Consider the following 13,106-nt stretch of genomic DNA (forward strand, 5'->3'; position numbering starts at 1 on the left):
ACCATGCGCAGACCCGTCCTCATCGTCGGCGGCATGGCCGTCGTCACCGTGGTCGCCGGCATCGCCGTCGCGGCGAGCGCCAGCGCCGGAACCACCACGTACGAGGCCGAGGCCACCGTCAACACCCTCAGCGGCGGAGCCACCACCGTCGACTGCCGGCGCTGCTCCGGCGGCACCCGCGTCACCGGCATCGGCCGGAACGGCGTACTCACCATCGCCGGTGTCGTCGCCGAACAGGACGGACCCACGAAGCTCGCAGTCACGTACACCGCGGAAGGCACCCGTACGGCCCAGATCAGCGTCAACGGCGCGGTGCCCACCGCGATCCTCTTCCCCGGTACGCGCGGTTCCGGCCGCCCGGCCACCCTGCGGATCACGGCCACCCTGAGGACGGGCGACAACACCCTCGCCTTCAGCAACCCGGTCGGGCCGGCGCCGGACATCGACAAGCTCGTGATCACGACGGACGGGACGCCGCCCACGCCCGTACCCACGGCCACCGCCTCGGGTGACCCCGGCGCGACCGCGACGGCACCGCCGGCGCCGAACCCCACCGCGTCGACCGGCCCGGCGTCCCTGCCGCCGACGCTGCCTACGTCACCCCCGGCGACGCCGGCGACCGCCGAGCCGACGGCCCCGGCGGAACCGACGGCCACGGCAGATCCGACGGACCCTCCGGCGACGACCCGACCGCCGGCCACGTCGCCCGCAACCCCCACCGCCGGCCCTGCCCCCGCACCGACCGGCAACGCCGCCCTCGAGGCCGAGGTCGTCCGCATCGTCAACGACGAACGCGCGAAGGCCGGCTGCAAGGCGGTGACCGCCGACGACCGGCTGACCGCGGCCGCGCGCGGTCACTCGGCGGACATGGCGGCCCGCACCTACTTCGACCACACCACCCCGGAAGGCGTGGAGTTCGCCACCCGCATCACGAACGCCGGCTACCGCTGGTCCGGCGCCGGCGAGAACATCGCCAAGGGTCAGCGCACCCCCGCCGAGGTCATGACCGCGTGGATGAACAGCAGCGGCCACCGGGCGAACATCCTCAACTGCGGCTTCAAGAACCTCGGCGTCGGCGTGGCGGCGGACGCCCAGGGCGCGCTCGTCTGGACCCAGGACTTCGCCAGCCCGCTCTGAACCGATCCGTGGCGGTTAACCACGACCCACGTGGGCAAGCGTGACCCCATGACCCAGGACCAGTACACGCTTCAGGACCCGCGTTCCCAGTACCCGTCCCCCGAGCTGAAGGGAGGCGACCAGCCGCATCCGGGCAACACGCGCACGATGCCGGACAAGCCCGACCACGGCGAGGAGACGTACCGGGGGAGCGGCCGGCTGACCGGCAGGCGCGCGGTCATCACCGGCGGGGACTCCGGCATCGGGCGGGCCGTGGCGATCGCGTTCGCCCGCGAGGGAGCGGACGTGCTGATCTCGTATCTGCCGGAGGAGGAGCAGGACGCGCAGGACACCGTGCAGCTCATCCAGAAGGCCGGCCGGACCGCCGTGACCGTACCGGGGGACATCCGTGACGAGGCCCACTGCCAGGCCATCATCGACCGGGCCGTCGGCGACCTCGGCGGCATCGACATCCTGGTCAACAACGCGGCGTTCCAGATGGCCCAGCCGGGCGGCATCAGCGACATCACCACGGAACAGTTCGACCGCGTCATGAAGACCAACCTGTACGCGATGTTCTGGCTCTGCCGCGCCGCGCTCCCACACCTGCCCGCGGGCTCGTCGATCATCAACACCGCGTCGATCCAGGCGTACCAGTCCTCCAGCGCCCTGCTCGACTACGCCACCACCAAGGGCGGCATCGTCGCGTTCACGAAGGCGCTCGCCGAGGACCTGGCGGACAAGGGCATCCGCGTCAACGCCGTGGCTCCCGGACCGATCTGGACACCCTTGATCCCGGCCACGATGCCCGACGAGAAGGTCGAGTCGTTCGGCTCCGACACCCCGCTGGGCCGCGCCGGTCAGCCCGCCGAACTCGCCCCCGCGTACGTCTACTTCGCCTCGCAGGAATCCAGCTACACCACCGGCGAGGTCCTCGGCGTCACCGGCGGCAAGCCGGTCAGCTGACATGACGACCCGCATCACGGGCTCGTTCCCGTTCACCGCACCGCCCGAAGTGGTCTTCGGCTTCCTCACCGACCCGGACCGCACCTACCGCTGGCTCCCGACCCGTCCCGCCTGAGGGTCCAATGGGCCCGCCCGGACGGCACCGGCCTCACCGCCACGGCCCAGGTCCACGACGCACCCGCAGGAGGCAGCATCCTCGAAGCGGAGCTGATCCTCCCGGACACCTGGACCGACAACGAGCGCGCGAACACCCTCCTCGCCGACTCCATGACCCGCCTCCAAAGCGACGTCACCGAAAACCTCAACCCCGGCTGACCCACCCCACCCCGGCCGCCCCCAAGCACCCCGGCCCGCACCCCCGCAGTCCGCAACCAGTTACTGGCCCGCCAATGGCCCACCGGCGGTCGGCGGTATGCCCGATTCCGCCGTGCGCCTTGCCTAGCGTCAGCCCGCTGGTCAATGGTGCGGCGATGCTTTGGCGTCATACGTCGGGTCGTGGCTCAGCTTCTCGATGCGGCGCGCTCCGTCCGTAGCCTCGGGCTGGTGGTAGACATCAACAGTGATCATCTCGTTGGGTACCAGCTGCGGATCTGGTCCGCGCCTATCGACGATCCGAGGTTCAGCGAGCAGACTGCGCTCATCAAGAGCAGCGGAGCCGACTTTGACGGTGGCTCTAAGTCCTGGTGGCTCCCGCTCTCGCGGTCTCTGGACGGCGATGAGACAGGTCTGGACATCCTCTTCCGGGCCGCGCGTGAGTACGGCACTCACGTGGTCCTGGTGCCGCCCAAAGCATCGTCCGAGGAACCTCGGTAGAGCACCCAGTGTGAGTCTCTCGACGACGGCATACGGCAGCGCTGGGCCGACTCTAGAGGCGGAACTACGACACTCGGTGGCAAGCCGCGGAGCGGCGCGGCAGCGATCGCCGTGCCGATCTCCGGACAGGGACACTCTCGGCGATCGTCACGGCCGCTACCGACCGGTGACCCGTCTGTGCCTCCAGACCTCGAACCGCCGGCGCCATGGCCTTATCTCATTCTTCAGACACGGGCACGGCTTCTCCGCTTGGTAGCCGAGACCAGTGCGGGCGCCCACCTTTGCCCAGAACTCCACAGCCTCCTTCCGTTGGCCGCTGGTAGTCCACCGAAGTCCAGGTGTCCGCTGCCTAACGACGTCGAGCATGTGAGATCCCACGCCCAGGCACTGATATTCGTCGTCGATCGTCAGCTTCCAAACGTGCCCTCGTCGGCATGCAGAGCAGATGTCGTAGTTCAGCCAGCCGGCCTTGTAGCTGCCGTTGAGGAGTAGGAGCTGCTGGGAGCCGCTGTCGGGGGAGTAGCCGAAGTGAACCAGCCGCAGACCTGCAGAACCCAGATCGTCATCGATGACCACCGCTCAACGGTAGGCGTAGGCGCCGTGGGCGCGCGAGGACGGCCGGAGGCCGCCCGCAGGGCGCCCACGAGTGCCCGCGTCGCGCTTGCGCGGCGCCTTGATCCTAAAGAGAACGATTCGATCCTAAAGAGAACGATTCGGCAGAGTAGAGCTGAAGCGGCGCGAGAGGGACAGCGAGAATGCCGCAACTTTTCGGATGCAGGTCCGAGCCGGGGAGGGATAGGTATGCGACTTGGTGGGACGTCGCCCTGCCTGCACAAGTCCATCTTGACCGCCAACCCGCGTCCGATAGCAGAAGGGGATCGATCAACGCTCGGCGGCCTTGATCTGAAGGAACAGGTGCAAGCTACTGGGCCAATGGACCTGTGAGTCTTGCTGGAAGCCAGACCCAAAGACAATGGGCAAATCTATGGATCTGAGGATGTCTATGGCGCCCGAAGGAACGGGATCATCGTCGCGGTGCACTAGCAGCAGCCGACGATCATCTTCGGCGAGGCCGCCCCACCAGTGGTCTAGCTTCGTCAAGTTTTCCTCGGTCATCATCGCCCGCATCTCGGCGATCTGGGCGCGAAGTGACGCCGTTGAGGCTTGAAGGTCGTCCGCCGCTTTGTTTAGCTTCTGCTCCGGCGTCTCATCGGAATTGTCGGGGGTAGCCATGCGTCTAGAATTCCAGCTCCCTTCTGCCTTCGTGGCTGATTCGGCCTGTTCGGGACTGCTGTCTACTCATCCCGTGACCGATCGAGCCGCGGCGGTGCGGTCGGATCAGGGTTGGGCACGGCGTAGCTCGCCGGCAGACTTCCTCGCTTGTATGATTCACCGGCCGCCGAGCCTCGGCGGAGCAGGGCCGATGAACCTGGCGGAAGAGCAGGAATGATCAGATTCCCTGAGGCGGATCTTGAGCGGTACCGACGCAAGCCAGACCGCTTCCACCACGCCGCGGCCGTCTGCCGTCGGGGGCACGAGCAGACAACCACGCTGTCGCCTTCTGACTTATATCCAGACGACACGAAGTGCCCGAAGTGCGGCGCGCGAGTGCTTCTCGGTTGCACCTCGTGCGGGCTCCGTATCCGAGGGAAATTCCACATCGAGCCGTACATGGCCGATAAACACAGCCTTGACCCCGAGTGGGAGCGCCCGACATTCTGTGATGGCTGCGGAGCAGCGCACCCGTGGGCAACCCGTGAGGAGCGGATCTTCGAGCTAGAGAATATCCTCGATGAGGAGCAAATTGACGAAGCTGACAGGGTATTCCTTCACGACCGACTTGCAGAACTTCGGGCTCTTGACGACGTGGACGATAAGCGCGAGCGCCAGATCTGGGCTCAAATCAAGCAACGGGGTGGGTCATTCTTGACATCAGCGCCAGTCATGCAGATCGTCCAGAATCTCATTACCGCCAAAATTCGGCATGACCTCGGGATTTAGCTCTACTTGACCCCCTGACCCCTGGCAAACCATGGCCGACCGTGACCTGGGAACGCATGGCCAGCGACCTGCGGCTTCAGTCCGTCAGTGTGCATGAACGTCCGGCAGAATCACTTGCGATTGCCGGTCAGCTAGTCACCCACTTGCGCAAGCCGACGGCTCCAAGTCATTCGATGCTTGATAGCTGATCGGTTGGGCGGCCCCGTTGGAGAACCTCGTACTCGGCAGCGGTCGGAGCCTTCGCAACAAAGCCATCTTCACTGACCAGTCGCCGTAGGCTGTGCGCTCGATCGCTGGAGTCCGTCACCCGTAGAAGTACGTAACTGGTCGGCTCACCAGCCGAGAGCTCATCGGTAGCTCTGGCTACTTCGGATGGGTCCGTCACGTTGACGACGCCGTAGACGGACAACGCTCCGGGCATCCAACCGAAGTAGTTGCGCTCTCGGTCAAGGCGAATCTGCTTCGCCTGCTCCGCCGCCAAGTCTCTTTCCGCCGCTTGACGTTCGCGCCAGTCGTGCAGTGCCGACTTGCCGCCCATGAAAGCAAAGACGGCGAGCACCGCCGTGGCGAATCCGCCGATGCCGTCCCCAAGATTGCCGAAGCTGTCCAGGCTCACGCATACACGGTAAGACAACCTGTCGAGGGGTGGTGTCGACCGCTTCCGTGTCAAGGACGATCAAGGCGCCTTGACGATGGCCTGGGCATGTCTTGAGCTGCTTAAATGGTCCGCCGGTGTCCGTGGTCGTCCATCGCTGCTGGTTCCGGTTGTCACCCAGTTAGACACTCATGCTGCCAGGACTGCACCGGCCCATGATCCACTCAGCTGGCGACCGTGATCTTCGTGTCACAGAGTGACTCGGCGTGCCGCAACGAGGCGTTTGATCGTTGTGCTCTTGTCAACACACCGGTTGAAAGGGTTGCGCCATGGAGGAATCCACGACCGAAGCAATTGCCGCATTCGCCGGAGTGGCGGGAGTAGCAGTGAATGCAATTGCCATATTCTTTGTAGTGGCTCAAATCCGGCTTCTGCGCAAGCAGCTTGAACACGGTCGCACCACTTACAAGGACGAGCGCGCGAGAGCGCGAAAGCTCGCCACCTTAGAGTTTTTGTCAGCGACACTTGAGCAACGACTTACATTTCTGAAGGAAATCCCTTCTCCGAAGGATGCTGAGGGGACAGCGAAGTTCATCCATCAGTCACACAGTCAGCCGGCCGTCAAGAGTTTGATCTTTTCATTCCTCAACTACAATGAATACCTTGCCACTGGCGCGAACCAAAGAATTCTCGACTTCGCAGTCATCAAGGCTGCCATGGGCACCACCTTATGCAAAACTTTTGACGCCTACAGCGGCTTCATTGAAGATCTCCGCCGCAAAGAGAAGCACCCTGCTCTCTACAAGGAGCTTCAGACGCTTACTGACGATCTGCGCAAGAAATAGTTAGGAGCCCTTATTTCGGGCACCGGACCTCTCGCTTGTAAGTCCTGGGCGGCTCGTCCGGTGTTGTCCGTCTGTGGCCGTGGCCTCGGAGAGCCGCCCAATGGTGCATAGCCTCGGCCGAGATCATCTGGGTCGGTTGCTGTCACTGTTGCGGTCAGAGTGGGTCCAGGTGACTGTCCAGTCGGCGGTACGGGCCTACTCAAGATCGTCCGGCTGCGATTCCTCTTCCTGGAGGCAGCCGATCCGGCAAGCCGTGCTGCCTGGCTTCAACCGGGCCGACTTGCTCATACCCGACGATTGACTTCACCGAGAGCGTCCGTCCTGCTACCTGTGGCTAATGCGGTTTCTTCGACAGTACTGGGGTCTCGTCGCCCTGATCTTGCTACTCACCATCTGGTGGACGGCCGAGACGGGTCCCGCCCCCTTGATGATCCTGTCCGGGCTCGTCGTGGTCTGGTCACTGTTCTGGGCGCCGGCCTGGTGTGGCGCGGCGAACCGGAACGGCAAGTTCTGCATCAACAACTCACGAGGCCTCCTGCTCGGATGTCACCTTCGTCAGCACCGTTGGCAGAAGTTCAAGATGCTGTTCTACTCGAAGCGCTGGGCTCAATTCACCCGGGGCATGTGGGCTTCCCCGACTGCGATCCTGGCCACTGTGTCAGGCGGCATCGGGACTGTCTCCGCCGTCGCAACTGGGATCAAGGACTTCGTGCTGAGCTGACATGCTCCTTGACGCCGAGGGAACCAACACCCGGCTCAACCAGCGAGCCACCGGCGCTGAGCTACTGCAACGGTTCGGTGGCATCTGTAGGTGCCCGTCGTAAGCCCTCCACCTTGACACCCAGTTAGTGACTCGACCTGAGACGCGGCGAAGGATGCATGACCGCGTAACGTCGTCCACATGCTACGCCTCCTGGTGGATACGTCGGTCTGGCTTGACCTCGCCCGTCTGCGTGACGGTCAGAAGTGGATCGTGCCGATACGGGTTCTTATTCACCAGGGTGAGCTTCAGCTTCTCGTGCCTCCGGTCCTGCTGGACGAGTTCCGGCGCAACAGGACGCGTATTGAAGAGTCGATGACGGGCAGCGTGGCTCAGCGCTTCCGGTTACTACGCCGTGACATTGTCGACTACGGCGGCGAGGACCGGGCGGAGGCGCTGGAGTGGCTAGACGCTCTTGCTCACCACGTGCCGCTTATCGGCGCCATGACCACGCGCAATTTCCGGGAGATCCTCGAATTGCTGGAGCAGGGCCAAGAACTTATGCCCGGGCCAGAGCAGTACGCAGCAGTCGTCCAGCGGGGACTTGACAAGCGGGCGCCGCTACACCGGCATAAGAACAGCGTGGCAGATGCCCTGTTGATCGAACAATACAATGCGGCAATCAACGCTGGCGACCTAGCAGGCGACCGTTACGGCTTCGTCACATCGAACCATGAGGACTTCTCGGTAATCTCCGGCGATAGGCGTCAACCTCACGGGGACATCGCCGAGATATTCACCGGCGACGGCTCCGACTACTACCTCGGTTTTGAGGGCTTGATTGAAGCGTTACGGCTCCACTTCGCTGAAGAGTTCGAAGAGCTTGTCGAGGAGTCGGACTTTACCGAGGAGCCGCGCCGACTGGACGAGATCCTCCAGGCTGAGCAGGAGTATTTCGACCTAGTCTGGTTCGGCCGGCACTTGGTTTTTGCATTGCGAGACCGGGCCAAGGAGCTAAGGCGTGACCTCACCGATGAGGAGAGTGAAGCGCTGATCAACGAGCGGCTCGATGCCGAGCGCGAGAAGCGGCCACACGTTCGAATCAACGAAGACGACTTCGAGTGGGGTATGTGGAACGGTAAGCTGTCTGCACTCCGATGGGTACTCGGGTCTGAGTGGGACTTCCTCGACACGTAGCTACATCAGCCTGGGAATCGCGTTGATCTTCCGCCTCGGCGACCTCCACAACTGCTGTGAGCAATGGCGAAGCATCCTCCGGAGTGGCGGGTCGTCTGCCTGGCGGCTGGCGCTACCGCTTGTTGACTGGGCTGATCGGGCAGAGAACGGGCATGTCCCTGCGCCGCCCCGAACAAATGATCATGTTTGGGAGCAGGCTGGTGTCGACTACTCGTTTTGCAGGTCCTTGGCGGGCCGGTCCGACGCTGTACGTGCCGGGCCGTAAGCTTGAAAGGACCTCCACCGCTACACCTGCTCGGTCGTCGCGGTCCGGCCGGTTGCTGTCACCCGAACGTGTATGCATCCAGCGGAGCCTCCCCGCCGAACGTCAGGCACAATCGAGGGTCACCGTATGTCCAACATCAAGACGGAGCGATTGTGCAGCTCGACGACAGGCTCGCCGCAGCCGTCATGGATCCTGCTGCGTGTCTGGAGTTGCGTGTTCCACTGGTGTGGAAAGACCGCAACTCCACTTTGCGCGCCGAGACAGTCGTGCATAACTCCCACGGATTGCCACTGATTCTGGGTGCCCAAGTAATTACGGCGAAGCCATGGAAGTTTACGCTGTACCTTTCGCTCTACAATACGCACATTCGTCGTCTAGACGTAAATGGGTCGCATCGTAATAAAATGGGCGTTCGGGAATTATGGGTGGAAAGAACCCATAAGCATCGATTCTCGGATCAGTACGGTGATTCCGAAGCATATACACCAACGGACATCCCTGAGATCCCTCTTTCGGACGTCACGGGCGAGCACTATCGTAGTGTCTTCGAGGCTTTCTGCGGAGAATGCGGTATCGGACTCACCCATAATTACGTATGGGCTTCACCGCCCGTGGGCATGGGTTCACTGACGCTCGATGGGGAGGAGTGAGGTGACGATGATGATGCGATGCCGGGAGCTCGTTGCGCTTGCCGCCGGGCAGGAAGCCGATGAGTGGGCGTGTCGGGCAGTGGATGACAATACGGTGCTACTCATCTCGCCCCGATATTACTCTGACGGCGATGCCATCGAGCTTCTTGTGAAGCGGTCGGAAGGTGGATTGATTCTTAGCGATGGTGGCGAGGCGGTAGCGCGGCTCGAAATGTCAGGCATCAACATCGATGCGGGTCGAATGCGTGAAGCCTGGATGCGACTCTTGAGATCGAATCAGGTGGAGTATCGTAACGGCCGGATTACTTTGCGAGGATCATCCGACGACGCCGGTTTCCTGATTCGCGTCATGCTCGATACGTTGGCTGGCGTGGATGGACTCCGCGCCCTAGCCCCAATCCCGCGCGACATGCCTTTCTCCGACAAGCTTGTCACGCTATTGCGGGCCGAGTTCCCAAAGGTTCAGCAGAGACCCGATCTGCGGGGTGAAAGTGGGACTGAGTACCGCCTCACTGCCGCCGCTGGAACCGACGATCGCCTCGTATACGTTCAGGCGGTCGCCGGTAACTCAGCTCCGGCCCGCAAGACCGCAGTTGAGCATGCTTACACGGCCTTCTCTGATGTGAATGGGACCCTGGCTCGCGACCGTAAACTCGTGATTGTGAACGATCAGTCGACCCCGTCGTGGAGCACAACGCAGCTTAGATTGCTGTCCAGCGTGGCTTACGTCGGTACGTGGAACGCTCGAGACCGCTTCACTAGCTTCATTCGAGGCAAGGTTCCCGTGGACCGCCTTATGGCAGAACAGGGTGACCAACTCACTGCGATGTAAGCCATCCCGTCGCCCTCGACCTGCCCACCGGGGGAGCGGGCCCCCGCCGGCGCCCGCCGCGTCAAGACGGCCTTGACAGTAGGCATCCAGGCTGGTGGGTGCCGGCGGGGGTCTGCTCGGCCTGCCCGGGACGAGGGCGACGGGGTGGGCGGCATCCCGGAGCCGGAGTGCCCCCGCCGGAGGCGCAGTGACCGCAACCCACCCGTCGGCCCGCTACACGCGCTACGGCCCGACGCGGCAGCTGGACCGCGTTGCCCAAACCGTGTCGGGTCGGCTGCTGGGCCAATAGTCGCCACACCGGGAACTCTGACGGTCTTCGGCAGGGCCGGCCTCTTCCCGCTTTCCACGCCAGCCGACGGGCTGCCTGCGTGACCAGCGCGTGCGACAGCTAAGTGCCGGCCACGCGCCCAGGCGGCGGCGTGAGCGGCCCGGTTCGGGCCGCCTTGAAGACGCACGGAAGCTTTGAACGAAGCGCTAACGACAGCACGCCTCGTGGTTGATAGATCTAGTCTGAGACCGGCTGCGCGCCGGTGAACGAATTAGCGTAAGGCGCCGTTCAGCCGGCCTGGTTCATCGGCTCAACGCCGTGCTCGGCATAGACGGCCACACCGCGGCGCTTAGCTGCGATGGCGGTCCGGATGCGGCGGACCAACCGGGCCGGCATGAGTCCATCGAGGGTATCCGTATGGGCGAACTGCCACTCGGTCAGCTCACCGTCCGCGAACTTGATGGCCGCGCCGTCGTGCTCGCTGAGCACTCCTCCATCGAAGATGAAGAGGATCTTGTCGCCTTCAGCGTCGATTGGCGCCCAGTCCACGACCAGGTGTGCGCCGACGGACACAGAAAGTCCGATCTCCTCGGCGATCTCGCGATTGCACGCTGCGCGCGGCGACTCGCCGGGTTCGACGTACCCGCCCGGGATTTCCCAGCCGTCCTTGTAGCCCGGCTTGACGAGCAGGATGCGGCCCTCTCCGTCGAAGAAGAGAGCGCCGGCGGCGACGCGGGGGGTGGCCATGGGCGGGGTCTCGGGACTCGTCACACCGAGCAGCGTAGAGCGAGTGGATCAGTCGAGCACCTGGAGGCGACGTGCCAGGCCAACGAGCGCGGCCGACGGCTTGGTGCGCTGCTGACGGATCCACGTGAGCACGAGCTGTCGTCCGAGGTAGTGATGCCGAACCTGCTCGGGCGCCATCTGCTCGGCGTGCAGGAGCGTGGCGAGTGCTTCCTCCTGCCGGTTCCACGAGCTGTACGCCCGCGAGACCTCAAGAGCATGACGAACGCGGCGTTCCATCGGCATCCCGGCTGTGTCGACGCGCGGCCCGAGGTCGATAGCGACCTGGATATCCCCGAGTTCGCCGGCCGCCGCGACTCGGTGGATGGCCACGTTGGTAGGCTCGAATGCCGTCCAGAGGTGGTTTGCGTCGCGGCCCAGTCTCAACGCGGCGTCATCGGCTTCGGCGAGGAAGGTACGCGCCGTCTCGGCGTCGCCAGCGCGGGCCGCAGCAACGGATCCGGAGAGCAGTAGCGTCCCGTACACGGAAAGCATTTCCGGCGTCGCGTCGGTCATGAACTGGTCGAGATAGCCGGCCGCGTCGTTCGTAAGGCGTACGGCGTCCTTGTATCGGCCGGTCGCGTTCAGCGCGTGTCCCACTGACCGGAAGAGGGAACCGGCGACTACTGGATCTCCGGTCACCCGTACGACGGAGAGCCCTCGCTCCGCCGCGATCCATGCGAGGTCGGTCTCGCCAAGCTTTGTCAGTTGGGTGGCCGCAAGTTGGTACGTGAGCCCGAGCAGGTGTCGCGCGTCGTCCTGGTCCTCGCCCTCGAACTCGTACACGGCGGCCTGGGCGTGCTTGAGGAGTGCCGGAAGTCGGTTGGTCACGAGTCCAAAGCGCGAGCCTTGGTACGCCTCCCAGAGTCCGCCCGTCTCGCTCCTCAGCTCGGATAGGTTGGGCGGCTCGACATCCATCTCGCCAGTGCCCAGCGCAGTAATGCCGCGGTAGTCCATCAGCGCCGACCGCAATGCTGGCACGGTCTCCAGCCCGGACTCGTTCGACCAGTCGAGCAGAGAGGGCTCGGCCAGCAGATCACCAAGCGCCACGTCGAGGACGCCTGCCAGGGCGGTGATGACGGAGAGCCGGTCTAGCTCGATCCGGTTGTTCTCGATCTTGCCCAGCCAGTCCGGCGTGCGGCCGACGAGTCCCGCCAAAACCTCCTGGGACATGCCGCGGCGTCGGCGGTACCAGGCCACTCGCTCGCCGATGGTCAGCTTCGTCATCATTCCGCGCATGCGGTGAGCATCCCCCGATCGAGATCGACGACCTCGGAATGATTTTCCGGGTTCCGGGCCGGATCTGGCTACAACCTGTGTCGCATGCCCGAGCCCACCGTATCCACTGCCCCCGATGCCTGTCGTTCCTGCGCCGGCGTCGGGTGGAAGTACACGACGCACCGGACCGCCCTGCGGACCGTCGCCCAGTCGTGCCGGAGCAGCCGGCTGACGGCCCGACGCTCCTGCATGGACTGCGGCGGACGTGGACAGCGAGTGGTCACGGGCCTCTGAGACGGCACCGGGGCGGGTGCTGGCGAACCGATGCCCGCCCGCTCCGGTGCCCTTCCAACACGGAGGCGGTGTGATCCCACAACCCGGCGATGTCCTGGACATCGATCACGCGGCATCTGTGCAGTTCGCGGGTCCGTCGCGGCTCGTGTTCCGCGTGATCTCGATGAGCCGGCGGCCAACCTACGTCGGCTGGGCTTGGCTGACCGGCTATGCGCTGGACGACACCGGAGCCGCCATGGAACGCCGCGAGATCTTCGTGTGCCTGGCCGGCCTGCGTCTCAACAAACCGAGCAGCGGGGGTGTGAGATGACCATCTTCTTCTCGTCGGCGGTCCGCGCAGAGCTGCGTGCCGCACAAGTTCAGCTCGATCAGCACACCGCAGGTAGCGGCGACACTCACTGCCCAGCCTGCTCCGGAGAGGACCCTTGTGCGATCCGGCGCGCCGCGCTCCGGGTGTTCGGCCGCTACGGCTGCCTGCCACGACGATGGCCCGGTGCCACCCGGCCGGAGACCGTCACGGGGGCCGTCGTCTGGTCAGGGTGGCTCGGGAACACGCCACGGGT

The 13,106-nt window shown here is 64.3% G+C and carries 14 protein-coding genes; 9 read left to right on the forward strand and 5 right to left on the reverse strand.

The features are described 5' to 3' along the window. Window positions 1–3 precede the first annotated feature (3 nt). Together IT780_RS37280 and IT780_RS37285 are read left to right on the forward strand one after the other, a co-directional pair. Window positions 4–1,137 carry a CAP domain-containing protein gene (locus IT780_RS37280; RefSeq protein WP_199516576.1) on the forward strand — a complete coding sequence of 378 codons (1,134 nt, stop codon included), beginning with the start codon at window positions 4–6 and terminating at the stop codon, window positions 1,135–1,137. 48 nt (window positions 1,138–1,185) lie between these two features. Continuing rightward, entirely contained in the window at window positions 1,186–2,082 is an 897-nt protein-coding gene (locus tag IT780_RS37285) for an SDR family oxidoreductase (RefSeq protein ID WP_199516577.1), read from the forward strand. Between the two features lie 969 nt (window positions 2,083–3,051). Here IT780_RS37285 and IT780_RS37290 read toward each other — a convergent pair. After that, on the reverse strand, window positions 3,052–3,471 hold the full coding sequence (locus tag IT780_RS37290; protein WP_199516578.1) for an N-acetyltransferase: 420 nt from the start codon (window positions 3,469–3,471) through the stop codon (window positions 3,052–3,054). Between the two features lie 306 nt (window positions 3,472–3,777). Continuing rightward, window positions 3,778–4,128, reverse strand: coding sequence for a hypothetical protein (locus tag IT780_RS37295; RefSeq protein WP_199516579.1), 351 nt, complete (start codon window positions 4,126–4,128; stop codon window positions 3,778–3,780). 213 nt (window positions 4,129–4,341) lie between these two features. Between IT780_RS37295 and IT780_RS37300 the strand changes: the two genes are divergently transcribed. Then, complete coding sequence (locus IT780_RS37300) at window positions 4,342–4,896, forward strand: DUF2321 domain-containing protein (RefSeq protein ID WP_199516580.1); 555 nt, start codon at window positions 4,342–4,344, stop codon at window positions 4,894–4,896. 166 nt (window positions 4,897–5,062) lie between these two features. Here IT780_RS37300 and IT780_RS37305 read toward each other — a convergent pair whose 3' ends face one another. Continuing rightward, a complete protein-coding gene (locus tag IT780_RS37305) occupies window positions 5,063–5,512 on the reverse strand; it encodes a hypothetical protein (RefSeq protein ID WP_199516581.1) in 450 nt (149 codons plus the stop codon). Window positions 5,513–5,820: 308 nt separating this feature from the next. Here IT780_RS37305 and IT780_RS37310 point away from each other — a divergent pair, with 308 nt between their 5' ends. From IT780_RS37310 to IT780_RS37330, 5 genes are all read left to right on the forward strand, one after another. Beyond that, window positions 5,821–6,336, forward strand: a complete 516-nt coding sequence (locus IT780_RS37310) for a DUF4760 domain-containing protein (RefSeq protein WP_199516582.1) — start codon at window positions 5,821–5,823, stop codon at window positions 6,334–6,336. 424 nt (window positions 6,337–6,760) lie between these two features. Continuing rightward, a complete protein-coding gene (locus IT780_RS37315) occupies window positions 6,761–7,057 on the forward strand; it encodes a hypothetical protein (protein ID WP_233414134.1) in 297 nt (98 codons plus the stop codon). Between the two features lie 180 nt (window positions 7,058–7,237). After that, window positions 7,238–8,233, forward strand: coding sequence for a PIN domain-containing protein (locus tag IT780_RS37320; protein WP_199516584.1), 996 nt, complete (start codon window positions 7,238–7,240; stop codon window positions 8,231–8,233). Window positions 8,234–8,650: 417 nt separating this feature from the next. Then, on the forward strand, window positions 8,651–9,148 hold the full coding sequence (locus IT780_RS37325; protein ID WP_199516585.1) for a DUF6978 family protein: 498 nt from the start codon (window positions 8,651–8,653) through the stop codon (window positions 9,146–9,148). A 7-nt stretch (window positions 9,149–9,155) separates the two neighbouring features. Continuing rightward, complete coding sequence (locus IT780_RS37330; protein WP_233414156.1) at window positions 9,156–9,980, forward strand: DUF1828 domain-containing protein; 825 nt, start codon at window positions 9,156–9,158, stop codon at window positions 9,978–9,980. Window positions 9,981–10,536: 556 nt separating this feature from the next. Here IT780_RS37330 and IT780_RS37335 read toward each other — a convergent pair. Together IT780_RS37335 and IT780_RS37340 are read right to left on the reverse strand one after the other, a co-directional pair. After that, window positions 10,537–11,019, reverse strand: a complete 483-nt coding sequence (locus tag IT780_RS37335; RefSeq protein ID WP_307831586.1) for an NUDIX domain-containing protein — start codon at window positions 11,017–11,019, stop codon at window positions 10,537–10,539. Between the two features lie 24 nt (window positions 11,020–11,043). Next, a complete protein-coding gene (locus tag IT780_RS37340; RefSeq protein WP_199516587.1) occupies window positions 11,044–12,270 on the reverse strand; it encodes a helix-turn-helix domain-containing protein in 1,227 nt (408 codons plus the stop codon). 343 nt (window positions 12,271–12,613) lie between these two features. Here IT780_RS37340 and IT780_RS37345 point away from each other — a divergent pair, with 343 nt between their 5' ends. Beyond that, window positions 12,614–12,853 carry a hypothetical protein gene (locus tag IT780_RS37345; RefSeq protein ID WP_199516588.1) on the forward strand — a complete coding sequence of 80 codons (240 nt, stop codon included), beginning with the start codon at window positions 12,614–12,616 and terminating at the stop codon, window positions 12,851–12,853. The last annotated feature ends 253 nt before the right edge of the window (window positions 12,854–13,106 follow it).

Source organism: Nucisporomicrobium flavum (assembly GCF_016464385.1).
Classification (GTDB): Bacteria; Actinomycetota; Actinomycetes; order Mycobacteriales; family Micromonosporaceae; genus Actinoplanes; species Actinoplanes flavus_A.